At 47.4% G+C, this 26621-nt stretch carries 29 protein-coding genes and 4 pseudogenes; 13 read left to right on the forward strand and 20 right to left on the reverse strand.

The features are described from left to right. The first annotated feature begins 24 nt into the window (after window positions 1-24). The 6 genes and pseudogenes from RJD28_09540 to RJD28_09565 all read left to right on the forward strand — a co-directional run bounded on the left by RJD28_09540 (window position 25) and on the right by RJD28_09565 (window position 4705). Complete coding sequence (locus tag RJD28_09540) at window positions 25-699, forward strand: YggS family pyridoxal phosphate-dependent enzyme (GenBank protein WNV56600.1); 675 nt, start codon at window positions 25-27, stop codon at window positions 697-699. A gap of 37 nt (window positions 700-736) precedes the next feature. Continuing rightward, window positions 737-1339 (forward strand): cell division protein SepF, encoded by a 603-nt coding sequence (locus RJD28_09545; protein ID WNV56601.1) that lies wholly within the window; start codon window positions 737-739, stop codon window positions 1337-1339. A gap of 111 nt (window positions 1340-1450) precedes the next feature. Next, window positions 1451-2554 (forward strand): 3-dehydroquinate synthase, encoded by a 1104-nt coding sequence (gene aroB, locus RJD28_09550; protein WNV56602.1) that lies wholly within the window; start codon window positions 1451-1453, stop codon window positions 2552-2554. Between the two features lie 6 nt (window positions 2555-2560). Then, window positions 2561-3076, forward strand: a complete 516-nt coding sequence (lspA, locus tag RJD28_09555) for a signal peptidase II (GenBank protein WNV56603.1) — start codon at window positions 2561-2563, stop codon at window positions 3074-3076. Beyond that, window positions 3077-3998: pseudogene (locus RJD28_09560) on the forward strand (RluA family pseudouridine synthase). A 74-nt stretch (window positions 3999-4072) separates the two neighbouring features. Further along, on the forward strand, window positions 4073-4705 hold the full coding sequence (locus RJD28_09565; GenBank protein ID WNV56604.1) for a cytidylate kinase-like family protein: 633 nt from the start codon (window positions 4073-4075) through the stop codon (window positions 4703-4705). Window positions 4706-4823: 118 nt separating this feature from the next. On the opposite strand, the gene RJD28_09570 is transcribed toward RJD28_09565, so the two are convergent. Next, window positions 4824-5579 carry an ATP-binding protein gene (locus tag RJD28_09570; GenBank protein WNV56605.1) on the reverse strand — a complete coding sequence of 252 codons (756 nt, stop codon included), beginning with the start codon at window positions 5577-5579 and terminating at the stop codon, window positions 4824-4826. A gap of 130 nt (window positions 5580-5709) precedes the next feature. On the opposite strand from RJD28_09570, the gene RJD28_09575 reads away from it, so the two are divergent. Together RJD28_09575 and dtd are read left to right on the forward strand one after the other, a co-directional pair. Further along, window positions 5710-7020 carry an AI-2E family transporter gene (locus tag RJD28_09575; GenBank protein WNV56606.1) on the forward strand — a complete coding sequence of 437 codons (1311 nt, stop codon included), beginning with the start codon at window positions 5710-5712 and terminating at the stop codon, window positions 7018-7020. Continuing rightward, window positions 7017-7472 carry a D-aminoacyl-tRNA deacylase gene (gene dtd, locus RJD28_09580; protein WNV56607.1) on the forward strand — a complete coding sequence of 152 codons (456 nt, stop codon included), beginning with the start codon at window positions 7017-7019 and terminating at the stop codon, window positions 7470-7472. The genes RJD28_09575 and dtd overlap by 4 nt, the downstream gene beginning before the upstream one ends. 17 nt (window positions 7473-7489) lie before the next feature. Here dtd and RJD28_09585 read toward each other — a convergent pair whose 3' ends face one another. Further along, entirely contained in the window at window positions 7490-8311 is an 822-nt protein-coding gene (locus tag RJD28_09585; GenBank protein WNV56608.1) for a MerR family transcriptional regulator, read from the reverse strand. 86 nt (window positions 8312-8397) lie between these two features. Between RJD28_09585 and RJD28_09590 the strand changes: the two genes are divergently transcribed. Next, window positions 8398-9303, forward strand: a complete 906-nt coding sequence (locus tag RJD28_09590) for an MATE family efflux transporter (protein ID WNV56609.1) — start codon at window positions 8398-8400, stop codon at window positions 9301-9303. A 102-nt stretch (window positions 9304-9405) separates the two neighbouring features. On the opposite strand, the gene RJD28_09595 is transcribed toward RJD28_09590, so the two are convergent. The 3 genes and pseudogenes from RJD28_09595 to RJD28_09605 all read right to left on the reverse strand — a co-directional run bounded on the left by RJD28_09595 (window position 9406) and on the right by RJD28_09605 (window position 11722). Further along, entirely contained in the window at window positions 9406-9675 is a 270-nt protein-coding gene (locus RJD28_09595; GenBank protein WNV56610.1) for a hypothetical protein, read from the reverse strand. A gap of 67 nt (window positions 9676-9742) precedes the next feature. After that, window positions 9743-10793: pseudogene (locus tag RJD28_09600) on the reverse strand (tyrosine-type recombinase/integrase). A 401-nt stretch (window positions 10794-11194) separates the two neighbouring features. Next, window positions 11195-11722: a LysM peptidoglycan-binding domain-containing protein gene (locus RJD28_09605; protein WNV56611.1), complete on the reverse strand. Its 528-nt coding sequence runs from the start codon at window positions 11720-11722 to the stop codon at window positions 11195-11197. A gap of 193 nt (window positions 11723-11915) precedes the next feature. Between RJD28_09605 and lexA the strand changes: the two genes are divergently transcribed. After that, on the forward strand, window positions 11916-12533 hold the full coding sequence (gene lexA, locus RJD28_09610) for a transcriptional repressor LexA (GenBank protein ID WNV56612.1): 618 nt from the start codon (window positions 11916-11918) through the stop codon (window positions 12531-12533). 177 nt (window positions 12534-12710) lie between these two features. Here lexA and RJD28_09615 read toward each other — a convergent pair whose 3' ends face one another. Next, a complete protein-coding gene (locus tag RJD28_09615; protein ID WNV56613.1) occupies window positions 12711-13604 on the reverse strand; it encodes an AraC family transcriptional regulator in 894 nt (297 codons plus the stop codon). A gap of 515 nt (window positions 13605-14119) precedes the next feature. Next, the gene (locus RJD28_09620) at window positions 14120-15556 is read right to left on the reverse strand and encodes a glycoside hydrolase family 3 N-terminal domain-containing protein (protein ID WNV56614.1); all 1437 of its coding nucleotides are present in this window, start codon (window positions 15554-15556) and stop codon (window positions 14120-14122) included. A 95-nt stretch (window positions 15557-15651) separates the two neighbouring features. On the opposite strand from RJD28_09620, the pseudogene RJD28_09625 reads away from it, so the two are divergent. The 3 genes and pseudogenes from RJD28_09625 to RJD28_09635 all read left to right on the forward strand — a co-directional run bounded on the left by RJD28_09625 (window position 15652) and on the right by RJD28_09635 (window position 17756). Next, window positions 15652-16482 (forward strand): annotated as a pseudogene (locus RJD28_09625) (zinc ribbon domain-containing protein). Window positions 16483-16851: 369 nt separating this feature from the next. After that, a complete protein-coding gene (locus tag RJD28_09630) occupies window positions 16852-17529 on the forward strand; it encodes a DMT family transporter (GenBank protein WNV56615.1) in 678 nt (225 codons plus the stop codon). Next, window positions 17445-17756: a DMT family transporter gene (locus RJD28_09635; protein ID WNV56616.1), complete on the forward strand. Its 312-nt coding sequence runs from the start codon at window positions 17445-17447 to the stop codon at window positions 17754-17756. The genes RJD28_09630 and RJD28_09635 overlap by 85 nt, the downstream gene beginning before the upstream one ends. Here the strand turns inward: RJD28_09635 and RJD28_09640 are convergent, their stop codons facing one another. From RJD28_09640 to RJD28_09700, 13 genes and pseudogenes are all read right to left on the reverse strand, one after another. After that, window positions 17757-18092: a PadR family transcriptional regulator gene (locus RJD28_09640; GenBank protein WNV59595.1), complete on the reverse strand. Its 336-nt coding sequence runs from the start codon at window positions 18090-18092 to the stop codon at window positions 17757-17759. 243 nt (window positions 18093-18335) lie between these two features. Beyond that, complete coding sequence (rsfS, locus tag RJD28_09645) at window positions 18336-18695, reverse strand: ribosome silencing factor (protein WNV56617.1); 360 nt, start codon at window positions 18693-18695, stop codon at window positions 18336-18338. Continuing rightward, on the reverse strand, window positions 18692-19279 hold the full coding sequence (gene yqeK / locus RJD28_09650) for a bis(5'-nucleosyl)-tetraphosphatase (symmetrical) YqeK (protein ID WNV56618.1): 588 nt from the start codon (window positions 19277-19279) through the stop codon (window positions 18692-18694). The genes rsfS and yqeK overlap by 4 nt, the downstream gene beginning before the upstream one ends. Continuing rightward, window positions 19272-19940: a nicotinate (nicotinamide) nucleotide adenylyltransferase gene (gene nadD / locus RJD28_09655; GenBank protein ID WNV56619.1), complete on the reverse strand. Its 669-nt coding sequence runs from the start codon at window positions 19938-19940 to the stop codon at window positions 19272-19274. Before nadD ends, yqeK begins: the two co-directional genes overlap by 8 nt. 40 nt (window positions 19941-19980) lie before the next feature. Next, complete coding sequence (gene yhbY / locus RJD28_09660; protein WNV56620.1) at window positions 19981-20271, reverse strand: ribosome assembly RNA-binding protein YhbY; 291 nt, start codon at window positions 20269-20271, stop codon at window positions 19981-19983. Between the two features lie 12 nt (window positions 20272-20283). Next, on the reverse strand, window positions 20284-21576 hold the full coding sequence (gene obgE / locus RJD28_09665) for a GTPase ObgE (GenBank protein ID WNV56621.1): 1293 nt from the start codon (window positions 21574-21576) through the stop codon (window positions 20284-20286). 115 nt (window positions 21577-21691) lie between these two features. After that, window positions 21692-21976 (reverse strand): 50S ribosomal protein L27, encoded by a 285-nt coding sequence (gene rpmA, locus RJD28_09670; GenBank protein ID WNV56622.1) that lies wholly within the window; start codon window positions 21974-21976, stop codon window positions 21692-21694. Window positions 21977-21980: 4 nt separating this feature from the next. Further along, window positions 21981-22310: a ribosomal-processing cysteine protease Prp gene (locus RJD28_09675; GenBank protein WNV56623.1), complete on the reverse strand. Its 330-nt coding sequence runs from the start codon at window positions 22308-22310 to the stop codon at window positions 21981-21983. A gap of 13 nt (window positions 22311-22323) precedes the next feature. Further along, a complete protein-coding gene (rplU, locus tag RJD28_09680; protein WNV56624.1) occupies window positions 22324-22629 on the reverse strand; it encodes a 50S ribosomal protein L21 in 306 nt (101 codons plus the stop codon). A gap of 153 nt (window positions 22630-22782) precedes the next feature. Beyond that, window positions 22783-23043 (reverse strand): ribonuclease E/G, encoded by a 261-nt coding sequence (locus RJD28_09685; protein ID WNV59596.1) that lies wholly within the window; start codon window positions 23041-23043, stop codon window positions 22783-22785. Beyond that, complete coding sequence (locus RJD28_09690) at window positions 23033-23986, reverse strand: ribonuclease E/G (GenBank protein ID WNV56625.1); 954 nt, start codon at window positions 23984-23986, stop codon at window positions 23033-23035. Before RJD28_09690 ends, RJD28_09685 begins: the two co-directional genes overlap by 11 nt. Window positions 23987-24014: 28 nt before the next feature. Further along, window positions 24015-24725 (reverse strand): TIGR03936 family radical SAM-associated protein, encoded by a 711-nt coding sequence (locus tag RJD28_09695; GenBank protein WNV56626.1) that lies wholly within the window; start codon window positions 24723-24725, stop codon window positions 24015-24017. Further along, a pseudogene (locus RJD28_09700) lies at window positions 24715-26578 on the reverse strand (TIGR03960 family B12-binding radical SAM protein). Before RJD28_09700 ends, RJD28_09695 begins: the two are co-directional and overlap by 11 nt. Between the last annotated feature and the right edge of the window lie 43 nt (window positions 26579-26621).

The following is a 26621-nucleotide window of genomic DNA, read 5'->3' on the forward strand; positions in this document are numbered from 1 at the left end:
ATACAGAGGAAGGAGTGATTTCCCATGGTACGGGAAAATCTGGAAACAGTAGAAGCAAATATCCGAAAAGCCTGCGCGAACGCCGGACGCAGCCGGGATGAGGTGACACTGATCGCGGTGAGCAAGACAAAGCCGGTATCCATGCTCATGGAGGCTTATGACAGCGGCATCCGCATTTTCGGTGAAAATAAAGTACAGGAGATGTGCGATAAATACGAGCAGATGCCGAAGGATATCCAGTGGCATATGATCGGCCATCTGCAGCGCAACAAGGTGAAATATATCATTGACAAGGCGGCGCTCATCCATTCGGTGGATTCTCTGCGGCTGGCAGAGACGATCCAGGAGGAGGCAGCCAAGCATCAGGTGGTGATGCCGATCCTCGTGGAGGTCAACGTCGCTATGGAGGAGACCAAGTTCGGGACGAGCCTGGCGGAAGCCATGGAACTGGTGGAGCAGATCTCCCATTTTCCCAACATCCGCATCGAAGGACTGATGACCATCGCGCCTTTCGTGGAAGATCCGGAAGAAAATCGCAAATATTTTAGGGCTTTGAAGAAATTAGCTGTTGACATAAACAACAAAAACATTGATAATGTACATGTGCGCATTCTGTCCATGGGTATGACGAATGATTATATGGTGGCGATAGAAGAGGGTGCGACGATGGTGCGTGTTGGCACCGGCATTTTTTGGTGAAAGAAATTATAATATTTAGATAGGAGATAATACAGGTATGGGTTTCATTGATAAGTTCTTAAATTCCATGAACTTGGGTAATGACGATGACGATTATTACGATGACGAGGACGATTACTTTGATGATGAGGACGATTTCGAGGATGAGAAGCCGCGAAGAGGAGGCCTCTTCGGACGGAAGTCTTCCCGTTATGATGACGAAGATGAGGATGATTATGACGATGAGCCTGCACCGAGAAACAGCCGGAGCAGCAGACGCCAGCCGGAGGAGAAGCCTGCACCGGTAGCCGTTTCTTCCTCTAATAAAGTAACGCCCATGCGCAGCCCCAGCAGAAGAGCGGGCGGCAACATGGAAGTCTGTGTGATCAAGCCGACCTCTATGGAGGATGCCAGAGAGATCACAGAGACTCTGCTTTCCAACCGGACGGTAGTCCTGAATATGGAAGGCCTGGATATGGATATCGCACAGCGGATCATTGACTTTGCATCAGGTTCCTGCTTTGCCATCAACGGAAATCTGCAGAAGATCGCGAATTACATATTCATCATCACCCCTGCAACCGTAGATATTTCCGGTGATTTCCAGAATCTGCTTTCCGGAGCACTGGGCGGCATGCCGTCGATCACCAGCAATTTCTAATGGTGTGTCCGGACAGGAAATAGAAGAAGAGAATTGAAGAGCGTCGGAAGGATGGAAGTCCCTCGGATGCTCTTTGTGTTGTATTGCATTTGATCAGAAGGAGGACACGATATGGCAGCAACAAAGGACCGGATCCTTCCGGTACATGAAGATGGAAAGAAAATATATGACATCAGGATCAGCAACGATTTTTCCGCACTTCCTGCGGCTTTGCGGGAGGCCGGCATTGAAGGGCACCGGATCTGCATTGTGGCGGACAGCCAGGTGGCGCCGCTGTATGCCGATGAGGTGAAGGCGCTCTGTAGCCAGGTGGCATCTGCCGTCTGCGTCTGGGAGTTTCCGGCAGGCGAGGAGAACAAAAATCTGGATACGGTGCGCCATCTGTATGAATACCTGATCCGGCAGCATTTTGACCGGAAGGATACGCTGGTTGCCCTGGGCGGCGGCGTGACCGGAGACCTAACCGGATTTACGGCAGCCACCTATCTGCGGGGCATTTCCTTTGTACAGATTCCTACCTCCCTTCTGGCCCAGGTAGACAGCAGTATCGGCGGAAAGACCGGCGTGGATTTCGACGCGTACAAAAATATGGTAGGCGCATTTCACATGCCAAAGCTTGTCTATATCAACCTGCGTACCCTGAAAACGCTGCCGGATCAGCAGTTTTATGCTGGTATGGGCGAGGTGATCAAACATGGCTTTATCAAAGACCGGGCGTATCTGGATCAGCTGATCGCCCAGGCAGATCAGATCCTGGCCAGAGAGCCGGACATCCTCTCCGCGGTCATCGGCCGAAGCTGTGAGATTAAGCGGGAAGTGGTGGAGAACGATCCCTTCGAGCAGGGCGACCGGGCGCTTCTGAATTTCGGACATACGCTGGGCCATGCCATCGAAAAGCTGAAGGACTTCCAGATGCTCCACGGCGAATGTGTGTCGGTGGGCTCTGTGGCGGCAGCCTGGCTTTCCTGGCAGCGGGGCAACATTTCCGAAGCAGATTATGAGACGGTGCGGGAGGCAACGAGACGATATCATCTGCCTTTGACTATCTCAGGGCTGGCGCCGGAGGCTATTTTGCAGGCAACCAAATCGGACAAGAAAATGGAGAGCGGGACGATCCGTTTTGTGCTGCTTCGTTCTTTGGGGGATGCCTATACCGACAAAACCGTGACAGATGAACAGCTGCTGCAGGCCATTGCGGTCATTGAGGAGGCATAAGGAAACATGAAACAGGGAACAAGAAGACTGGGCGCATTGCTTCTGTGCGTGCTGCTCATTGCGGCGGATCAGGCCACCAAGCTGCTGGCGGTTGCCCGGCTGAAGGATCAAGCGCCGTTTGTTTTGCTGCCGGGTGTGTTGGAGCTTCGCTATCTGGAAAACAGGGGAGCCGCCTTTGGTATCCTGCAGGGGCAGAAGATCTTTCTCGTGCTGTTTACCGGCCTGTTATCCGCACTGATCATTTATTTTTATTTCCGTGTGCCGGAAGGAAAACGGCACCTGCCGGTCCGGATTTTTCTGATCATGCTGTTTTCCGGCGCCATCGGCAATTTTATTGACCGCTGCCGTCTGGATTATGTCATTGATTTTATTTATTTCAAATTAATCGATTTTCCGATTTTTAATGTGGCGGACTGTTACGTGACCATTGCGGTCATCCTGTTTGCCATTGCCATTCTGTTTGTTTACAAGGAAGAAGAGATGGATTTTCTGTTCCATCCTTTTTCGCGGGAGAAGAAATAAATGACAGCGTATACATTGACCACGGAGCTGTGTGATGAGGGCCTCCGACTGGATCGTTTTTTGAGCGAGGAGCTGGAAGACCATTCCCGTTCTTTTCTGCAGAAGCTGATCAAGGAAGGGCTGGTAACGGTGGACGGGAAGCCTGTCAAGGCCAATTACCGGCTGTCTGCCGGTCAGCAGGTGTCCGTACAGGTGCGGGAACCGGAAGAGGTGAATATTGAGCCGCAGGAAATGCCGTTGGATATTTTATATGAGGACGGGGATGTGTGCATCGTCAACAAGCCCAAGGGGATGGTGGTGCATCCGGCGGCCGGACATTATCGGGATACGCTGGTGAACGGCATCATGTACCACTGCCAGGACAGCCTGTCCGGCATCAACGGAAAGCCTGCGGCCGGGCATTGTGCACCGCATCGACAAAGACACCACCGGGGCTCTGATCATCTGTAAGAACGACAAGGCACACAGCTGCATTGCAGAGCAGTTAAAAGAGCATTCCATCACCCGGCGGTACCGGGCTATCATCATCGGCAATCTTTCTGAGGATGAGGGCACGGTGGATGCGCCCATTGGCCGTCATCCCACCCAGCGCAAAAAAATGGCCGTCAACCGGAACAATGGCAAGCGGGCAGTGACACATTACCGGGTGCTGGCGCGTTTTCGGGGATACACCTATATCGAATGCCGTCTGGAGACCGGGCGGACCCATCAGATCCGGGTGCACATGGCCAGTATCGGACATCCGCTTCTGGGAGATACGGTGTACGGCCCTGCAAAACAGGCCTATCCTTCGCTGGAAGGGCAGACACTGCATGCCATGGTCATCGGCTTTGTCCATCCGACCACCGGCGCATACATGGAATTTGAGGCACCGTTACCCGCGTATTTTGCAGAATTATTGCAAAAATTACCGAAAATATGAGTTTCTATTGAATTTTGTCACGCAATTTGTTATGATAGAAACAAGAAAAAAGCGTGTAAAAAGGAGGAGATCCTATGACAACGAATACCATTATTACCATCGGAAGACAGCTCGGCAGTGGTGGAAGAGAGATCGGGCAGATGCTGGCGAAGGATCTCGGCATCAAATATTATGACAAGGAGCTGCTTACTGCAGCTGCCAAGGAGAGCGGAATGGCGCAGGAGCTTTTCGAAAATCATGACGAGAAGCCGACCAACAGTTTCCTCTACTCTCTGGTTATGGATACGTATTCTCTGGGGTATTCCTCGGGAACGTTTAACGAAATGCCGCTGAATCATAAGATTTTCCTGGCACAGTTTGATACCATCAAGAAGATCGCAGACAAGGAACCCTGTGTCATCGTCGGCAGATGTGCTGATTATGCTCTGGCGGATTATCCCAACTGCGTGAAGGTGTTCATCCATGCGGATATTGATTACCGGATCCACCGGGTAGCCAAACGGCACGATCTGACGCTGGCCAAGGCCAAGGACGAGGTGACCAAGACCGATAAGAAGCGTGCCAGCTACTATAATTACTACACGAGCAAGCGCTGGGGCGAGGCGGCAGGCTACGATCTGTGCCTGGACAGCAGCGTTATCGGCAATGAGAATGCAGTAAAAATGATCAAACAGTTTATAGAGATGAAAAAAGCTTTTGAAGCTTAGATACTCCTTTTGATTTTGTCGGTTGGAAGATGAGAAAGCTCTCTTTTGCAGTTGTTCCGATGGAAACGGCTGTAAGAGAGAGCTTTTTGTAGCGGATGAATGCTGATTTTCTGCCGCATCAGATAACAGAGGATTTTTTGTTACGGGGATTGAGGATTCGCTGTGGCCAGTCTTCAAAATTGCCGTTCAGAATAGCGGTAAACATCCGATCCCTGGCACCCGGATGCTCTGTATTCAGCTGCCGCACCAGATCTTTTGCATATTGCCGCTTCGTATAGCCGTCAGCAGGACAGGGATTCTTCACAACAGGAAGCTGCATGCTCCGGGCAAATCCGCGGATCTCTTCCTCCGGTGTAAATATCAGCGGGCGGATTACCGTCAAATCCATGCGGTCCAGATAAGTCTTCGGTGAAAAACTATGAAGGCGCCCTTCAAAGAGCAGTGACATAAGCAACGTTTCGATCAGGTCATCCATGTGATGGGCATAGGCTACTTTGTTACAGCCAAGCTCTTTGATTGCATGGTTCAGCGCACCTTTGCGCAGCTTGGCACAGAGAGAGCAAGGATTCTCTTCTTTCCTTTCCTCAAAAACGATCTGATAGATCTGGGAAGGGACGATCGTATAATGTACGCCCAACTGCTCACACAGTGCTGCTACAGAGGTGAAATCCAGATTTTCGTGTCCCAGGTGGACAGTAACTGCTTCTACCTCAAAATGCTTCGGATAGAAGCGGGAGAGCGCCTGTAGGGCATATAGCATGGTCAGACTGTCTTTTCCTCCGGAAATCCCTACGGCAATTCTGTCACCTTCCTCGATCAGCTGGTATTCATCCACAGCTTTTCTTGTATAACTGAGCAGTTTCTGCATTTTCATAACGTAAAATCCTTCCTGAATTCTTGACAAAGTTTTACACTCTGACAGTATATCACAGAAAGGAGATTCATGCTATAATAGCTCTGTTGGATTATAATAATTGCAATAATCCCAGGAGAGGAGTTCTTTCATGAAATATAAATGGGACCGTCAGTATCTGCATCTGGGTGTCACGTTGTTTATCGTCATCATCTGCAGTATCTTATTTTATTATGTATTGTTTGAGAATCATTCCCTGCTCAGCGGGCTGAATACCATTATCGGGATCGTCATGCCTATCATTGATGGCTGCGTCATTGCTTATCTGTTAAAACCAATTGTTAATTTTATCGAACGGAAACCGGCCGCTATGCTTATGAAGCATTACCATGTGCAAACCAGCCGCAGGAAAAAGAAGATTCTCCGGCTCATTTCCACGGGTATTGCATTTGTTTTTGCGATATTAATTGTATACAGTCTTCTTCATCTGATCGTACCTCAGCTTTTTTTCAGTATAGAAAGTCTGCTTTCCCGGCTTCCGTTCTATGTCGATAATTTTCAGAAATGGATCCTGGGACTTTTAAAAGATAATCCCAGTATTGAAGAAACGGCAGAGGAGTTTTTTACAAAATATATTCCTTCTGTCAAAGACTGGATTAACGAACGGTTTGTTCCGGGGGTTAACGAAGCAGTGACACAGGTATCAGGGCAGATTATCAATGTGGTACAGGTTGTGAAGAATATTTTCCTCGGATGCTTTGTGGCGCTGTATATTCTGAACAGTAAGGATGTGCTGGCGGGGCAGTTCAAGAAGCTTTTTCATGCAATCCTGCCGGAGAAATATGCAGTTCGTCTCATAGATTTCTTTGCGCTGACGGATCAGACATTCAGTGGATTCCTGAGCGGCAAGCTGTTGGATTCCCTGATCATCGGTATTATTTGTTTTGTGTATACCAGCATTGCCAGGACACCATATTATATGCTGATCAGCGTTGTGATCGGGGTAACGAATATTATTCCGTTCTTTGGCCCATATATTGGGGCAGTTCCCTGTACCCTGCTGATTCTCATTGTGGATCCTCTGCAGGCACTGTATTTTGTTATTTTCATTATTTTACTGCAGACATTTGACGGGAATTATCTGGGACCGAAGATTCTGGGCAATAAGACCGGTATCGGCGGATTCTTTGTCCTTTGCGCAATTCTGATCTTTGGCGGACTGTTTGGTGTGGTGGGAATGGTCATCGGTGTACCGACCACCGCTGTGATCTATGCCGGAATCCGCTCATTTTCTGACCGCTCCCTGGAGCGGAAGAAACTGCCCACAGAAGTATATCATTATATGAGTGAAAATGACGATATTTTCTATCGACCGGAGGCAGAAGCACCTGAATCGTCGATGAGAAGTGTACCGGAAGAGAATTGTGAGAATCATATAGAAAACGGAGGAACTGACAAATGAAACTTGTAATACAGCGTGTGAAGCATGCATCAGTAACTGTAGAAGGGAATGTGACCGGAAAGATCGGGAAAGGATTTCTGGTATTCATTGGTATCGCCGATTCTGATACGAAAGAAATCGCTGATCAGTATGTGAAAAAACTGCTGAATTTGCGCATTTTTGAAGATGAGAACGGCAAGACAAACCTTTCGCTGAAAGACGTAAACGGAGAGCTTCTTTTAATATCCCAATTTACGCTGTATGCGGATTGCCGGAAGGGAAATCGACCATCTTTTATAAATGCGGGTGCGCCGGATATGGCGAAAGCGTTATATGAATATATGATAGAAGCCTGCAGAAAAGAAATCCCGGTGGTACAGACCGGGATCTTTGGAGCAGATATGCAGGTAGAACTTCTGAATGACGGACCGTTTACCGTTGTTCTGGATGATCGGCTTTTCCAGAAAGCATAAGCGGATCGTACCTTCGTTTATTTGCGGATATAAAAAAACAGTTCAGTAATATATTCATTTTCATCTCCGGAAGATATATAGTCGTTGATGCAAAATTCATACGCATCTGAAATAATCTGCAGACGGTGTTCATTACAAAATTTCAACAGCTTCTTGTAAGAGCGTTCAACAGCTTCATAAGTGCCACAATGATAAATGCTTGCCACGGTTCCTTTTGGCAGGGTTTTGATATTTGTTGCCTTATTTGTTTCTTCGATAGGTAAGAACGCAACGTTAGCTTCTGTATATCTTCCTTCTAAAATGTGTTTATAGGGAACGATCACACCTGTTTGAAAATAAATCGGCAGTTCATCTTTTAATGCCTGCGAAAAACACTTTTTTGTTGCAATACTGATTTCCCGGAAAGATTGGGGTGGTGATACTTCTGCATATAAAAGATGTTTTTGTTCTGTTTCTTTGACAGTTACTTCCTGATTCCGTTCGTGAAATTCTTTCACATTTTCCATCTGCTCACATCTGTGAGCGAGGCGGTTCCTTATTAATTGTAAATGTGTAATCTGCCGGTCGATCACGCGCAGTTGTTTTCTCAACGTAATCAATGACGTATCAATGGTATAATTCTTCATATGTTCCTGAATTTCACCAAGCGAAAATCCCATTTCTTTCATGATCAAAATGGTATCCAGATAATCAACTTGTTTCGCGGTATAATAGCGATATTTATTATTCGGATCCACGTATGCCGGTTGAAATAAACCGATCTTGTCATAAAAAATCAATGTTTGCTTTGAGATATTCTGATACCCCGCAAGTTCACCGATGGAAAACATGTCTTTCATAAAAAAATCCTCTTGAGACTATAGTTACTATATTCTTTATTATATAACTATAAGATAGAATGAGCAAGCAGGAGGATTTTTCATTAATGAAATATTTTGAAAGCAAAATGACTTATATACAATTCTTAAGATATCTGGTTCCTTCCGTATTGACGATGATTTTTTTGTCCTTTTACACAACCATTGATGGGTTTTTTGTATCTAAATATGCAGACTCTGATGCTTTGGCAGGAATTAATATTGTTATTCCGATTACATGTATCATCTTCGGCATTGCAGTTATGCTTGCTACAGGGGCTGGCGCAATTATAGGTGAAAAGCTGGGACAAAAAAAGGAGCGGGAAGCAAATGAAATTTTTACTTTTATTACAATCGTGCTGCTTATATTCTCGATAATTTTTACAATTATCGGTATCCTTTTTCTGGAACAGATCTGTATCTTTCTGGGAAGCAGTCCAAGATTGTTAAAACATGTGCTGCCATATGCGTTTGTCATATTTCTGGGAACGATTCCCATGTCTTTTAAGCTGTTTTTTGAATACATGGTAAGGACTGACGGAAAACCGAACATCGGAATGGTGATGTCTTTGACCGGATTGATTCTTAACGTTATTCTTGACTATACTTTTGTGGCTGTATTTCACATGGGTACAGGCGGAGCTGCATGGGGAACCTTTCTGTCCATTACAGCAAGTATGCTGATCGGTCTGGTCTATTTTCTGAAATACAGTCATATTCGGTTCTGCAAGCCGGAAGTAAACTGGATGGTTCTCTTTAAATCCTGTACAAATGGAAGCAGTGAAATGCTGACAGAAATGTCTACAGGAATTACGACATTTTTATTTAATCTTATCATTATGAAATATTTTTGGAGAAGATGGGGTCGCAGCAGTAACGATCATTATGTATGTCTATTATTTCTTCATTGCCATCTATATGGGGATCGCTGTGGCAACTGCGCCGATTGTCAGCTACAATGTTGGTTCCCGTAATTATGAGAAAATAAAAGAAACAACGCGATATAGCTTTGTTACCATTGCTGTCAGTTCTGCGCTGATACTCGGATTTTCCCTTCTCTGTGGAAAACAGATCATTCATTTGTTCGTGGAAGAGGGGAATGTTTTTACAGTAACGTGGGATGGATTAAAATTATTCAGTCCGGTTTTTCTGTTTATTGGTTTGAATGTATTTCTGTCCGGATACTTTACCGCCTTGGGGAATGGATTTATCTCTGCATTGATTTCCTCTTTGCGGTCTCTGATTTTCGTGGTTGTATTTATTCTGATCCTGCCGAATCTGATCGGGGTATCCGGCGTCTGGATCACCATGCCCCTGGCAGAGGCGGCAACTATTTTCATAGCCATCTATTTATACCGTACCCATGGTGATCCTGCTACCTGTTCTGGTATATAACATAAACAGTGCTCTGCGTTATTTTTCCCGCAGATGTACCTGCGAAGCTGCTTTGCGTTTCTTGTTTTCATTCATGGCAGCGTAATGCTTTCGTGTGGTATCAACATTCTTATGTCCCAGTGTATCTGCGACCAGATAAATATCGCCGGTTTCCTGATAAAGGTTCGTGCCGAAGGTACTGCGCAGCTTATGGGGAGTGATTTTCTTTACTGTCGTTACAAGTGAAGCGTATTTTTTCACCAGACGTTCTACGGATCGGGTGGTAAGCCGGGTGTTCTTCAGGGAAATGAACAGGGCGTTCTCATGGCCGGGAGCGGGAGAGAGCAGTTCCCGTTCTGCCATATATTGCAGGAGCGCTTCTTCGACTTCTTCTCCAAAATATACCAGGTCTTCATTTCCGCCTTTCCGGATGACCCGCAGGGCGCCATTGTCAAAGTCAATGTCTGTAAGATCCAGTCCCACACATTCAGATACCCGGATGCCGGTGCCGAGAAGAAGAGTGATGATTGCCGCATCGCGAATTTTGGTTTTCTCATGGCTTTCCAGCTGTTTCCTTGTCAGATTCTCTCCGGATTCCACCTGATCCAGCAATTCGACAACTTCATTCGGTTCCAGACGGATAATATTCTTTTCTTTGATTTTGGGCACATCAACCAGTGCGGTGGGGTTGGTCCTGATCAGTTCTTTTTTTATAATAATAGGTGTAGAAGGTGGAGAGGGCAGAGAGTTTCCTGGCTTTTCCTTCTTCTCTGTTGCGATAAATAACACCATCTCTTTCATAATACTCCAGAAAAGAGAGGTATTCTTCTATATCGGTTGCCTGAATACTGTCCAGAACAGATAAGGGCAGTTTCTGAAGTTCGAGTTTCTCCAGAGAAGGATTATTGTGCTGCAGAAAATAGAAAAAGGTACCAAGATCATAAGCATAATTTTTCCTTGTGTTCGTGCTTTTGCGAATCTCCATTGCTCGGAAAAACTCTGCGGTAAACGCAGGAAGCGTTTTCTGCAGTTCCCGGATCTTTGCAATATTATTACGATCAATCTGTTCTTTATAGCTTAACTGTTTCATATAGAACCTCCTGTAAATCAACGATGCTGTATAAATAGGCCAGCAAAAAGAGCGAAAAGTGAGAAGTATACCATGTCGCAAAATGACGATTTTACGACGTGGTGATACAATAAAACAATCATAACGCATCTGGAGGAACCTGTAAAGCTTTTTCGTTAATTATCTATAAGTGTTATAATACACGTATTTATTAGTATCTGCTGTATATAAACGTTATCCAGCAATCGAACACTTTGTTCGATTATAGATTATTTCAATATTATATAATTATATATCTCTAATGATATAATACCAAAGGCATCAGTGCTTTTAATTATGATTCTCTAGCTATATTAATGTATGGTAAAGTAACGATATTGGCATCTATCGAACAGAGCGTTCGATTCTATGCTTTCTTTCTCTTATTTGAATTCTGCGGAATAATAAGGAATGGTCAGGTTCTTTCCGGCATGAATACATGTATTGCTCAGGGAATTGATAAAGCATACCTCATCGATGTAGTCCTGTATGGAATCATATTCTTCGGACATGTTGTCTGCCGCAATACTCCAGAGAGAATCACCCGGCTGCACGGTAACGCTCTTATAATATTTGAACGTTTCAGAAGCCTTGGCATCGATTGTCTCAGCCTTGGACAAAATACTGCCGAAGGAAATACTGCACAGAAAAGCAATGAGCAGTGTAAACGCAAGGAAAAGCAAAATCCTGTGCAGCTGGAAGGAACGCTCTCTTCTCTTCCCGGATACATTGTTCCCATGCGTTCTGTGCAATCTGAGGGCAGAGGAAACTTGCTGACGGTTCGACACGTTTCTCTGCGCATCATACTGCCTTCTGGCGGCATTGTAACCATTCCGGCCAGGCGTATGGGTCTGTGGATCATAATCAATGTGCTTCTCCTGGCAGAGATCTGAAACAAAATACGTATTCATGCAGGGCTTCCTCCTTATAGTATCAAAAACTTTTTTTCGAACAGTTGTTCTATTTCTAAAGTGATTATATAATACCGAACGTGTGTTTGTCAACCAAAATCGAACAAATATTCCGAATATCTGTTTGCAATCCGGGGGCTTTTATGCTAAGATGGAAGAAATAAACAGAGAAAGAACCGGGAGGTTTTGTTATATGGGATACGGAAAGATCAGCACGAAGCAACAGGAAATACTGGAATTCATCAAGAATGAGATTTTGAATAAGGGATATCCTCCGTCGGTGCGTGATATATGCGAAGCTGTTCATCTGAAGTCTACCTCTTCTGTCCACTCTCATCTGGAGACGCTGGAGAAGAACGGTTATATCCGCAGAGATCCCACGAAGCCCCGGGCTATCGAGATCATTGATGATAATTTCAATCTGGTGCGCCGCGAGGTGGTCAATGTGCCGCTGCTTGGTACGGTGGCTGCCGGTGTGCCGTTGCTGGCTGTCGAGAATGTGGAGAACTATTTCCCGGTGCCTTCGGAATATATGCCCAATCAGGACTGTTTCATGCTGAAAGTAAAGGGTGACAGCATGGTGAATGCCGGTATTCTGAATGGAGATTATGTGCTCGTTCAGAAACAGGAAACTGCGAACAATGGAGATATGGTTGTTGCACTGGTGGAGGATTCTGCCACAGTGAAGACCTTTTATAAGGAAGACGGCTACTATCGTCTGCAGCCGGAAAATGAATTTATGGAGCCCATCATCGTACAGGATGTGATGATTCTGGGAAAAGTGTTCGGAGCCATTCGATTTTTCAAATAAGATTTATTTCATAGGAAAGTCCTGATCTGTCATTATAATCATTTCGATTTATGTATGGCAGATCAGGACTTTCTCTTGTTTTTTGAAACATTCCCGTTCACACACGCCATCCGCGAAAACGTATCTTTGACACTTTCTGTATGTACAGCAACAAAATGTTCGGTTTTCTGTCTTTTGTTATGATAAATTAGCTTTCATGCGCTCCCGATATTGCCCGGGCGTCATGCCGGTCTGCTCCCGGAATTTTTTGGCATAATAGCTTTGCTGGGAAAATCCGCAGTCCTGAGCAATCTGTGCAATGGTTCTGTCTGTTTCTGTCAGCAGATACATGCTCTCGTCAATGCGATACTGGAGCAGATAAGCGGAAATGGTTTGCCCGGCATGTTTCTTAAAATAGCGGCAGCACTCGCTTCTGCTGAGCCCGATGTGCGTTGCCATTTCATCCAAGCGCATGGCTGAACCATAATTTTTCTGCAAATACAGAAGTAAGTCCCGAAACCGTTCGTCTGTAGAACCTTGGGTACTGCCAATCTCTTCCGCAAGAAGCTCTCGCAGAGACTTCCATATCTGAAATACATGCCCTGCCAGTACAAATTCATAGCCTTCTGTTTTTTCATCGAAAACAGCCGCCATCTCGTTTAAGAGCCGGTGAATTTCTCTGCCCTTTTCTGTTTGCGGCGTGATGAGTTTCCGGTGAAGAGCCGATGCCTGGAGTACGGGAAGAACACTGTGTTCGTAGAGACCGCCATCTCTGGTTGGACAGATAAAATCCGGCGGAATATCCAGATAGAAAAAAGAAGCTTCTTTTCTGACCGGTCTGACCATATGAACCCGCTGAGAATTAATAAAAATGCCCTGGCCTGCAGGTACTTCCGTCTGTTCAGCCTCAGTATGCCACAGAACAGAACCACTGACAGTCAGGCACAGCTGAAATTCCACATGCCAGTGCCAGTCAATATAATCGTAGGTATCGGATCGGAATGTGGTGTGGTAACAGGACACGGGAAAGCCAGGAATTTTCCTTGTGATCTCCTGTCTGTGGGCATCCAGATGGATATTTTTTGCTCTCATCTCCAGTGCTCATCTCCTTTTATATGCTTATAATCCCAGAAAAAATTTTAGAAAACCATCGATACTTTCACCGCTGTTTTTCACGATATTTATGGATTTATGGCACTCCTTAGGTCAGTTTACAAGGAACTACACGCAGACCACGAAACGGGGGCTGCTGACAACAAATAAAGGCTGAGTATCAAGCACCGGGAAAGTGCGAGATATTCAGCCTGTTTTGTTGTCCGGGGTTTCCAAAGGGGCTTGCCCCTTGGCACACGACTTTGCTTGCAAAGTGTAGTGTGTTATACGCTCTGTCGGCGTTGCTGCGAAAATAAGGTTGCCGCCGGGGAGGGCAAAGGCGTTTGAAGCAGCAGGAAAACAGGGTTGTGATTGCGTGACGTGGAGCCGCAAGCGCAGGACTGGTTTCATCAGCAGACAGGGCGTATATGAAAGTCCCCGTTCCTCGTTCTACACCGAACTTGTGGACACACTCCCGTAAAAACTGAAATTTTAGACTATTTGTAAATAAACCTTTATATCCCAAGTGAAATTTTTAATTCTAATATGCGTAAAACAGATTCATCGATTTGTTCCTCTGTAATTTCTCCCTGTTTGACTGCTTCAAGTATGTCTGGAATTTGCACCTCAAAATCTGTGCAGCATAACATATCATTTCCTGCCTTCACAGCTTGAACTGCAATTTTTGTGTCTTCTGCAAAATTGCGCACACCATCCATAGCTAAGTCATCTGTAATAATAACTCCAGTAAATTTTAATTCTTCCCGCAGGATTTTGTGTACCTGTGAAGACAGCGAAGCAGGGGTTTGACTATCCATGCAGGATACCACATTATGAGAAACTAATACCATATTGGCTCCAGAATCAATTCCTGCTTGAAACGGCAAGAAATCTGAGTTCAAAAATGTTTCATAGGTGCGATTATCATAAGCAATACCTGTATGTGTATCCACATTATTTCCGTACCCGGGGAAATGCTTTAGGACGCTCCCCATACCTTCTTGAAACATGGTTTGCACAACTAAGTGGACATAAGCGGCAGTTTGCTCTGCGTTCTGTCCAAAACTCCGGTCATAAATAAAATCCTCTGGATTTTGCGAAACATCGCAGATTGGGGCAAAGTTCAAATTAATCCCCAAACTATTCAATAATTCACATTTTTCTTGTGTGTCACTTTGAATCAAATCAAAGCCACCTTCAGCATAGAGTTCTTGAGGGGACCAGAAAGGCACAGCTCGCAAATTAGGGTTTGTGCTAATACGGTTGACAGTGCCTCCTTCTTCATCTACTCCGATAAACATGGGGATTTTTGCTGCACTTTGGTAACTTTGAATATTCTGGATAATTTCATCTCTTGTTTTTCCAGAAAAGTCTCGGCTAAAAAGAATATAACCTCCAAGATTATACTCCTTTATCTTCTGTACGCTATTTATTTCGGGACAGCGTGCAATAAACATCTGTCCAACTTTTTCTTCCAGCGTCATTGCATTTAGAATTTCTTGTGCTTTCTGTGTCACGGAAGCAGAAGGGGGACTTGGCTCTGTTTCACCAGTTGTTGGTTCAGGATTTTCGGTATTCAAACTGGAATCCGTAACCGTAATGGAAAGTAATTCAACCTCTTGTACAGATGCATTCAAATCCAATTTGCCATGATATGAAACTGTCACTGGATTCCCAATCACTATTCCTGTCTCACCAGTTGAAATATTTACACCTTCTGTTCCAAAATAATATTCACGATTATCCTCACCTTGAACAGTTAGAGTATTCATTGTTGCATCTTTTACAGTTCCTCGAAGCTCTTGTGCAGGTTCAGTTGTACTTGAATTTCCAATAATTTCTATTGTTGCCTCAGACGAGTTTTCCAACAAAATATTATTTACTTTATGCAAACTGGCTATCGCAATGCCTGCACATACAAGAAGCAAGATAATCACACTAAAAATAAGCACTTTATTCCTTTTTTCTTTTTTTTACCCGTCTCATGTAATCCTCCTGATTGTTTTATAAAACTACATATATTTTTCTGCAATTATTTTCCTACCTGCCTGTCTATGTGCAGGCAGACCTTGATGTGTACGAGTTTTTCAAAAGTCAAGGAACAGTCATTGTCAATGACGCTGCCGATTTTACAGGTATGAACGGCTGCTATCTGTATCAAGGGCGGGATGTGAAGCCCAGCAAAAAGAACAACTTGAAAGACCAAATGCTGGTGCTGGCTCCCCATGAGGGCATTGTCCCCTCCGACATCTGGCTGACCTGCCGCAAGAAGTTGATGAACAACATGAAAATCCAGTCTGCCCGAAAAGCCACCCACACATGGCTGGCGGGAAAAATCAAATGCGGGAATTGCGGGTATGCTCTTATGAGCATTAACAATCCTGTGGGAAAGCAATATCTCCGCTGCACAAAACGGCTGGACAATAAAAGCTGTGCCGGGTGCGGGAAAATCATTACTTCGGAACTGGAAGCGGTTGTTTATCAGCAGATGGTAAAGAAACTGGCAAGCTACAAGACGCTGACAGGCAGAAAGAAAGCGGCAAAGGCAAACCCGAAAATTGCAGCACTGCAAGTGGAGCTTGCCCATGTGGACAGCGAGATTGAAAAGCTGGTGGACAGTCTGACGGGTGCAAACAATGTCCTGCTCTCCTATGTGAATGTGAAGATAGCAGAACTGGACGGGCGCAAGCAGGAACTTCTGGCGAGGATAGCGGAACTGACGGTGGAAGCCATTAGCCCGGAACAGGTCAGCCAGATTTCCGGCTACCTCGACACTTGGGAGAATGTATCCTTTGACGACAAGCGGCGGGTGGTGGATTTGATGATTACCACCATAGCCGCCACAAGCGACAGCTTGAATATCACATGGAAAATCTGACGGGTGAAACCCCTCCCGTCAGATACCTACCCTGTGTAGTCCCTTGTAAACTGTACTTTTACACAACACAAAAAAAATCTAAGTTATAAACCATGCTGTACGCCTGACATTCGTTATTTATCATCTTATATCATCTTTGAAAATCATCCACATCATCTGCGCAATAAAATAATAATAACAGCGAAATATATGTCTATTATACAGCTTTCCATCTCAATATAATACTATTATAAACATAATACCATAGAAAAATCTGAATTTACATGACACAAAACCAAAAACAATCCGCAGCTATAACAGTCGCTGTACTCCTGATCTTCGTTATATCTGAAAATAAAGAAAAAATAAAATAAAAGGGGGATTCCTTCAATGAAAAAAACAAATACGGGAAATATAAGGAGAGGGTTTCTGTTCGCGTCGCTTGGCAGTGTTGGCTGGGGCATATCTGGCGTGTGCAGCCAGTATCTTTTCACCAAATATGATCTGCGTGCCGATTGGCTGACGGCGGTACGGATGCTGCTCTCAGGGCTGGTATTATTGCTCCTCGTTTTTCGAAAAGAAAAAATAAGAACTTTCACCATATGGAAGAATCGAAAAGATGTGGGACAGCTTCTTGCTTTTGCCCTGTTTGGACTTCTGATGTGCCAGTATACGTTTCTGGGCGCCATCAAATACTCCAACTCTGCTACTGCCACGGTGCTGCAAAGCCTGAACGTCATTTTCATGGCCGTTATCGTCGCAATCCAGAGTAGAACGCGCATGGGCATACAGCAGACGCTGGCCATCCTTCTCGCGCTTGTGGGTACCTTTCTCATTGCGACAAAAGGCAATCCGACCCGGATGCAGCTTTCAGCAGCCGGTCTGGTGCTCGGCCTTCTCGCCGCCGCAGGCGTGGTGATCTATACACTTCTGTCAAGGCACATCATTCCTGTCTGGGGAAACCTGCCGTCACCGGATGGGGCATGCTCATCGGTGGCCTCGTCCTGTTTCTGGGCACAAGGGCATGGATCTTACCGGCCAATCTTGACTCTGCAGCATGGCTCATGATCGCAGTCATTGTCCTCATTGGCACGGCTGTTGGCTTCTCTGCTTTTCTGGAAGGCGTCAGGTATATCGGGCCGGTGAAGGCAACTCTGATCGGCTGCCTGGAACCGGTATCCGCAACCGTCCTCTCGGCATTGTTTCTGGGGACGAGATTTTCCATGGCAGAACTGCTGGGATTCGGCCTGATTCTTCTGACCGTGTTTCTCTCGGTTCTGGAAAGAAAGGGCTGATTACAGCTCTTTGGCAAACCGGTTGATGACGTCCCGGGTCAGTTCCCACTCTTTACATTTGTCATAATAGTAGACAAAGCCCTTTTTCGTAATGTGATAATAAACGCGCTTCCGCATGGAAATATCGTCCAGCCGATAAGACTCGATATAGCCGTTTTTCAGGAGACGGTTGATGCAGGAATACAGCGTTGTCTCCTTGATCTGGTATTTTCCCTCGGAGATTTCAGCAATGGTCTGGGAGATCTCATAACCATAGGAATCTTCGGAAAGAAGGGTGCTGAGAATAATCGTGTCGTTGTAGCCTCGGATGATGTCGCTGCTGATGGTCAATGAAATCCCTCCATTCTGTTTTGGTGAAACAATAAATCGCTGCAATATACTTTATCTGACGTAACATATCTGAAATAGATATTAATACATATACCACGACAGGTCAAGTATTTTGACGAAATTAAACAGAAAAATCCACAAAACAGGTGTGTATAGGGATGACAGTAAAAAAGAGAAGGCAAAGAAAGCACTTCCAACAGAAGCTTCCTTTGACTTCTCTTTTTGTGTTCATGAATAATGGTTATACCGCTACCGCTCTTCCTTAAAACTGTCCACCGGAATATTTTTTCCATCTCTCCAGATTCTTTCGATATCATAGAACAGACGGTTTTCCTTATCAAACACGTGAACAATGATATCCCGGTAATCCATGAGCACCCAGTTGGCAGCGTCGTAGCCCTCGATCTGCTTCGGGGAGACACCGGCGCGTCCCAGCTGCTCTTCTACGTTGTCGATGAGTGCCTGTACCTGATTGCGGTTATTGCCGCTGGCGATGATAAAGTAATCGGCAATCACAGATACCTCGGAGATATCGATCACCTGGATATCTTCTGCCTTTTTGTCTTCTAACGCTTCTATCGCCATTTTGGCCATTTCTTTTGATGTCATGATGCTTGTTCCCTCCGTAAATAATAGTCCAGTACGTTCTGGGTGGCGGGGTCAATAGGATCATTGCTGGAAGCCAGATAATCCAGTGTGTCTGACAGGATCCGGATCAGTGCCTGGTCAATGTCTGTAAAGGAAAGCCGGCGTATCTCGGGAAGTCCCGGCGCCTTGTTCCGTCCCGGTTCAATGTAATCCGCGATAAAAACAATTTTATCCAGCAGGGACATGTCCGGTTTTCCGGTGGTGTGACACGCAATGGCGCTTAAAATGGCCGGGTCTGATACATGGTACTCATGTTCTGCCATCCAGGCGCCAAGCTTGGCATGAAGCAGGAACGGCGCCTTCTCCTCGAAGGGCGTTACTTCGATCCCGTTCTTTTTGCACAGCTTGAGTTTCTTGTCGTTGGGAATGCATTTCGCACAGTCATGAAGCAGGCCTGCAACCAGTGCCTGGGTCAGGTCTGCACCGTATCGCATGGCGAGGCAGGCCGCAGTGTCCATAACGCCGATGGTATGCTCATATCTGGATTCGTCCAGCTCGTTTTTCAGTTTCTTTTTTATCTTTTTCAGATCATAGGCTTCACTCATTTGCCTGTACTCCTTCTTCGTATAAATGGTGGTCGCATATATATTGAAGTACGCTCCTGGGAACGAGATGCTGCCCGGCCAGTGCCTTCGGATCCATTTGCCGGATCTGTGTGGAAGAAATATTGTAAAAAGGTGTCTGCAGGAAATGGATATCCGCACCCAGCGATTGCCACAGGATATCTGCCTGCCGCTGCAGTTCGTCGCTTTTGCCCGGCCGGTGCCGGACAGCGGCGAGAATGGAGGCACAGGCACAGATTTTCTCCGGGTGGTACCAGGTACCGAAGGTATCCAGAGAGTCCGCGCCCATAATGAAATACAGATGGGTGTCCGGCATGGCTGCTTTCAGCGCCTGGATGGTATCACACGTATAGCTGATGCCTTTTTTCTCCAGCTCATAGTCACAGATCCGAAAATCAGGGTAAGGTTCCAGTGCCAATTCCAGCATCTGTCGGCGATGACTGGCGCTGACCACCTGCATGCCCTGCTTGAATGGCTGGATCCAGGCAGGAACGAACCAGACCTGATCCAGACCAAACTGCTCTCTGGCAGCCTCGGCAATCTGCAGATGTCCGCAGTGCACCGGGTTATAGCTGCCGCCGAATACACCGATTTTCTGAAAGCCACACGGAGATGCGGTCATTGTTTTCACTGTCTGTTCCATGGTAGAGAATCCTCCTTCCACACGGAAAACGGTACGGCGATCAGGGAAGAACGATCTTCTTTTTCTCGTCCTTTCCTTCCCGGTACAGCACAATTTTCTTACCGATGACCTGTACAACCTGTGCATGGGTGCGTTCTGCCACCATCTGGGCCAGCTCTCTCGGATCATCCATGCAGTTGTTCAGCACACTGATCTTGATTAGCTCCCGGGCCGCCAGTGCCTCGGAAATGGCCTGGGTGTTTTCCGGTGTCAGGCTGGATTTCCCGATCTGAAAGATGGGTTCCATGGTCATTGCAAGCCCTTTTAAATAAGCTCTCTGTTTGCTTGTCATATCTTTATCCTCTTATTTGTAATAATCAAATTCCAGTCCGTACATTCTGACGGTGTCACCCTCCTGAATACCGGCTGCCTCCAGTTCCTCCAGGATACCGGTATTTTTCAGGAAATTCTGGAAGAAACGGAAGCCCTTCTCGGAATCCAGATTGGTGTAACCCAGCATTTTCTCAATCTTGGGGCCTTCCACAACGAAGACATGCTCGTCCTCTTCATCCCGGCCAACCGTATACGGAAGATCCTCCACAGCCAGCATCTCCTCGGGGAAATATTCCTGAGCAAAGGTTACCGGCGTATCGTCCAGCTGATCCAGCATGGTGCGTACATGGTAGAGAAGCTCGTCCAGTCCCTTGCCGCTCACTGCGGAAATCGGAAATACCCGGATGCCCTTGGGCTCAAATTCCGCTTTCAGGCGATCCAGCGTCTCCGCCTCGCCCTCGTAAAGGGCATCGATCTTATTGGCGGCAATGACCTGGGGCCGTGCGGCAATATCCGGATTGTAAGCTCCCAGCTCTGCGTTGATCTTGTAAATATCATCCACGGGATCCCGTCCCTCGGTGGATGCGGCATCTACCATATGGATGAGCACCTTTGTCCGCTCAATGTGGCGGAGAAACTCATGGCCCAGGCCGACACCCTCAGATGCGCCCTCGATCAGGCCGGGAATGTCCGCGATGACAAACCCTTTGGAACCTTTCAGGTCTACCACGCCCAGATTGGGATTCAGGGTCGTGAAATGGTAATTGGCAATCTTTGGACGGGCGTTTGTTACCCGGGAAAGCAGGGTGGATTTTCCGACGTTCGGGAAGCCCACCAGGCCCACATCCGCGATGACCTTCAGCTCCAGTGTCACGTTCAGCTCCTGGGCCGGCTGGCCGGGCTGTGCATACTTGGGTACCTGCATGGTGGCTGTGGCAAAATGCTGATTGCCCAGACCGCCTTTTCCGCCCTTCAGGATGATCTGGCGCCGGTTATCGCCGGACATGTCCGCAACCACCTTGCCGCTTGCCTCTTCCCGGATGATGGTTCCCTCCGGTACTTTTAAAATGATGTCTTCCCCGTCTTTACCGTGACAGCGTCTCTTGCCGCCTTCTTCCCCGTTTTGGGCACTGTATTTGGTCTTGTGTCGGTAGTCATACAGCGTGTTCAGTCCTTCATCCACCTCAAAGATGACATCTCCGCCGCGGCCGCCGTCTCCGCCGTCCGGGCCGCCGTTTGGTACATAGAGCTCTCTGCGAAAGCTTACATGTCCATCTCCGCCTTTGCCGGAACGGATGTAAATTTTTGCTCTGTCAGCAAACATTCTGCCGCCTCCTCTCTGCAGCTATATAAGAAAAGAATAGTATTTTAAGGTAAAAAAGGCTTCAAACCATATTGATTTGAAGCCTCACGTACAGTCTTACCTGACAGTTATGTGCTTATTCAGCTACCGGGTAGATAGAAACCTGTTTCTTATCTCTGCCTTTTCTCTCGAATTTTACAACACCGTCAACCAGTGCGAATAAAGTATCATCGCCGCCGCGGCCAACGTTCACGCCGGGATGGATCTTTGTTCCGCGCTGTCTGTAAAGGATATTGCCTGCTTTTACAAACTGTCCGTCTGCTCTTTTCGCTCCCAGTCTCTTGGACTCGGAATCTCTGCCGTTCTTAGTAGAACCAACTCCTTTTTTGTGAGCGAAAAACTGAAGGTTCATATTTAACATCGTTCTACACCTCCTTGAATAGAAGTCGAATATAATCACTGTGTTCCTGCTGGATTGCTTCCAGCCCCATAATACATGCCTGCATCAGTAATGTGGCATCATGCCCCGCCTGTTGACAGAACTTAAATTCGATCAAGCCCTGTGCCTCATCTGTCTGAACAACGATCGGATCATCCGTCAGCTGCTCGATGGCATTCACAAGATTCACTACCAATACGGATACCCCGGCGCAGACGATGTCTTTGCCGTACTGTTCATATCCTGCATGTCCAAGAATCCGAAGACCCTTGAAGGACTGATCCGCAGTCCGTCTGTAAACTGTTGCCCGAATCATGACCTGTGTACAATTAAGCGTTGATCTTTTCGATCTTCACCTGTGTGTACTGCTGTCTGTGACCGTTCTTCTTGTGATATCCAGATTTTCTCTTGTACTTGTAAACGATAACTTTCTTTGCCTTACCGTTTGCAACGACTGATGCGGTAACGGTTGCGTTTGCTACGTCAGCGCCGACTTTCAGTCCGTCATTGCTTACTGCAAGAACCTGGTCAAAGGTGTATGTCTCGCCAGCCTCTGCACCGAGCTTCTCAACTTTAATGATATCGCCTTCCGCTACTTTGTACTGTTTACCACCTGTTGCAATAATTGCGTACATATGGCACCTCCTATAATCATTACTCGCCAATTTCGGTGGGCTTTGTGGGCCTCTTAAAACCTCGTTGTGCGGCATCCGTTATATATTAGCATCCGTTTGTCGAATTGTCAACTCTTTTTTTTGCGAATGGCGCGTCTGAACTGTCATAGGCTGTCATGCATTCGTTTTCCGGAGTTGCTCCACCAGTGGCCGTGCCTCTTTCTTTCTCGTCAGCTCCGCCAGCCCCAGCTTTGTGAAATCCACGAAATCAGCCTTAACGGGATCCTCCCGCAGGCAGGCGCGTAAAGCCTCCGCCACCTGGGCCGTATGTTCGCGTTTCTTCATATCGATAAAATCTATGAGGATCATGCCGGAAATGTTGCGCAGCCGCAGTTGTCGGGCCGCTTCCTTTGCCGCTTCCAGATTAATTTTCAGGAAAGCCTCCTCCGGCTTTTTTTTTGCCGTCGTATTTGCCGGTGTTCACATCGATGACCGTCAGTGCCTCCGTAGGCTGAATGACCAGATAGCCGCCGGACTTTAACCACACCCGCTCTCTGAGGGATTCTCCGAGAACGGAGGAAAAAGAATACAGCTTGGGAAGCGGCAGCTGCGGATCGTCATAACGGCGCAGCGTGATCTGGCTGTCCAGACCGTTCTGTATCAGAAAAGCCTGGATTTCTTCATACACCGAAGGTACATCGGTGACGATCTCCGTCAGGCGGGAAAGACCGGCGCCCTGGATGCTTTTGAGGAGCGGCCCGGCCGGACGGTACAGGCAGGAAAAACAGGTACGGCTGCCTGCGATCTTTCGGATCTTCTCATAGGATGCTGCCAGTGCCGCTGCTTCCTGGCGGATCACGTCCTCAGATGCCTGCTGGGCATTGGTGCGGATGATAAAGCCATAGGAATCGGTGACCAGATCTGCCAGCTGCTCCTTCAGCGCCTCTTTTCTGGCGGGAGAAAGCTTGCCGGACAGACCAAGCATGCGTTTTCCAGAGGTCAGTACCACATACGTGCCGGTCAGAGACAGGTTGCCGGTACCGCCCGGAAGCTTGGTCTTCAGCGCTTCCTTCGAAATCTGGACGATCACCTCATCCCCGGCACAGGGCTTTTTCCTGGCGGCAGCCACCGGATCGGGGAAACTCTCTGCAGGGAGCTCCGAGAGCGGCACATAGCACAGCTGACCGTCTGCGATCTCCACGAAGGCAGCCGCCAGATTGGATGCGATATTTTTGATTTTTCCGATGTAGATCCGGCCAAGTAGGGAAGTTTCTTCCTCATCCTGCACCGTAATCTGATCTGCCTTTTGTTCCTGTATGCGCATGGCAATGATCTTTCCTGGATATTCCGGCATACGGGAAGCAATCCACTGGCTCATAGCTTTTCCTCCAACTGCTTACTTATTTTTATAAAATATCTGTCCCGTAGTCTTCCAGGGAACGGAAACGGGGCGGCAGGTTCTCGTCAGTCTCATCGTTGGCCAGCAGATCCAGCCGGTGCAGCTGCAGTGCATAAGGGGACAGTTCTTTTCCCTGACTTTTGAAAAAAACGTCCATCAGGAATTCCGGCTTGATATTCTCCACGCTTCCTGCCGTCAGTCGTAGTATGATCTTGCCATCTTGCTCTGACAGTCGGTGTATATGTGGCCGCAGATCGATTTCTCTGCTGCCCTTCTTTGTCTCTTTCTCATAGAGAATGGCAGGATTGCCGCAAAACGCCAGAAAATCCTGCTGCCAGTCTCCCTCCGGCCGGTATTCCTCCCGGAAATCCACAACATAATCCGCTGCTGCCACACTGGCCATGGCATTGGTGCTCTTCTCCGGCAGCTGCCGGTAGCTGAGAATCTCGATGCCTTCCGCCATCTGGGCATTCAGACGGCGGATGCTTTCCACAGAGGAATCGGTCTGCCCCACCGCAATGTCCATATACTCGCCTTCGCTGGTAATGCCAAGCCCCAGCGGAGAAGCGAAGGACATGATCTGATGCGGGCTGTACCCTTCTGAATAAAGAATATCAATATCCGCCCGACGGATGGCCTTCTGGAAATAGCGCATCACATCCAGGTGGCCGATAAATTTTAAAAATCCATATTTGGAAAAACGTACTCTAATGTTCAACGCATACACCTCCCTGATAGGATGCAATGCCGCAGCCGGAGCAGGCTTCCCGGCAATTGGGGGTTACTTCTCCCCGCTGTGCCCTCTCCCACTCCCGTTTCAGGAAGTTCTTGGAAACGCCGCAGGAAATGAAATCCCAGGGGAAGATCTCGTCTAGGCTTCGCTCTCTGGATGTATAGAAATCCATAGACAGTTCACATTCATCAAAAGCTTCAATCCACCGGTCATAATGGAAATACTCCGACCAGGAATCGAATATGCAGCCCTTCTCATAGGCTCGCAGCAATACCCGGGACAGCCGTCTGTCCCCTCTGGCAAAGACGCCCTCCAGAATACTCAGATCAGAGTCATGCCAGTTGTAGCGGATGCTCTTGCGGTTCAACTCTTCCTTCATGGTCTGGTTGACGAGACGGGCTTTTCCCAGAAACTCGGATGCGGTGTTCATCCGCGCCCACTGGAACGGTGTAAACGGCTTGGGCACAAAAAAGGAAGTGCTGGCCGTGATCTGACATTTGCCATGGCGCTCTGCCTTGGGGATCAGATCGTAGTAAAGTCTTGCCACCCGGTCGCACAGATGCATGATCTCGCAGATATCCTCTTCTGTTTCCCCCGGCAGGCCCAGCATAAAGTAAAACTTCACCTTATTCCAGCCACCTAAGAACGCCTGGGTAGCACCATCCATGATATCGTCCTCGGTCAGTCCCTTGTTGATGACATTTCGCATCCGCTGGGAACCGGCCTCCGGTGCGAAGGTCAGACTGCTCTTCTTGATATCCTGCACCTTCCCCATCACATCCAGGGAGAAGGCGTCGATCCGCAGGGAGGGCAGGCTGATGTTCAGTCCCTTCTGGTTGAATTTTTCCAGCAGGAAGGTGATCAGCTCTTCCAGATCTTTGTAGTCACTGGAGCTCAGGGAGCTTAGAGAAATCTCGTCGTAACCGGTATTCTTCATCATCTCGTAGGCCAGCCGCTTCAATTCGCTGACGTCCTTCTGGCGTGTGGGACGATAGATCATCCCGGCCTGACAGAACCGGCAGCCACGGATACAGCCCCGCATGATCTCCAGCACCACCCGATCCTGGGTGGCTTTCAGGTAAGGGACAATGGGCCGTTCCGGGTAAGGCGCATCGGCAAAATCCATGACCATCTCTTTTTTTACCGTGGGAGGCACGTCCTCTGCCAGTGTGCGAAGCGCGGCGATGGTGCCATCCTCATGATACTCCGGCTCATACAGGGACGGCACGTAAATGCCCGGAATATGACAGGCCGCGTGGAGAAATTCCTCCCCGGGAAGCGCCTTTTTGCCGCATTTCCTTGTACAGCTCCAGCAACGGGCCGTACTGTGTCTCGCCCTCGCCGATGTAAAACAGGTCAAAAAAATCCGCCAGCGGTTCCGGGTTGTAGCTGCAGGGGCCGCCGCCGATGACAATGGGGTGTGCCCATGTCCGCTCCTTTGCCAGAAGCGGGATCTGGCTCAGATCCAGGATCTGTAAAATATTTGTATAACACATTTCGTACTGCAGGGTAATGCCGAGAAAGTCAAAATCTTTCACCGGGTCCTGGGATTCCAAGGCAAACAGCGGGATATGGTTGTCCCGCAGAAGTCTGTCCATGTCCGGCCAGGGAGAATATACCCGCTCACACCAGGTATCCTCCCGCCGGTTGAACATATCATAGAGGATCTGGATGCCCAGATGGGACATGCCGATCTCATACAGATCGGGAAAACACATACAGAAACGGACGTCCACAGCGTCCTTATCTTTCATGACTGAATTGATCTCCCCGCCAATATAGCGGGATGCTTTATCTGCTTTTAACAAGAGCTCGTCGCTCAGGGCTAATTTTCTCATGAAATTCCTTTCGATCATGCCTGTAACAGGGTATTTTTCATTA

It is taken from the genome of Oscillospiraceae bacterium NTUH-002-81 (assembly GCA_032620915.1).
Taxonomy (GTDB): Bacteria; Bacillota; Clostridia; order Lachnospirales; family Lachnospiraceae; genus JAGTTR01.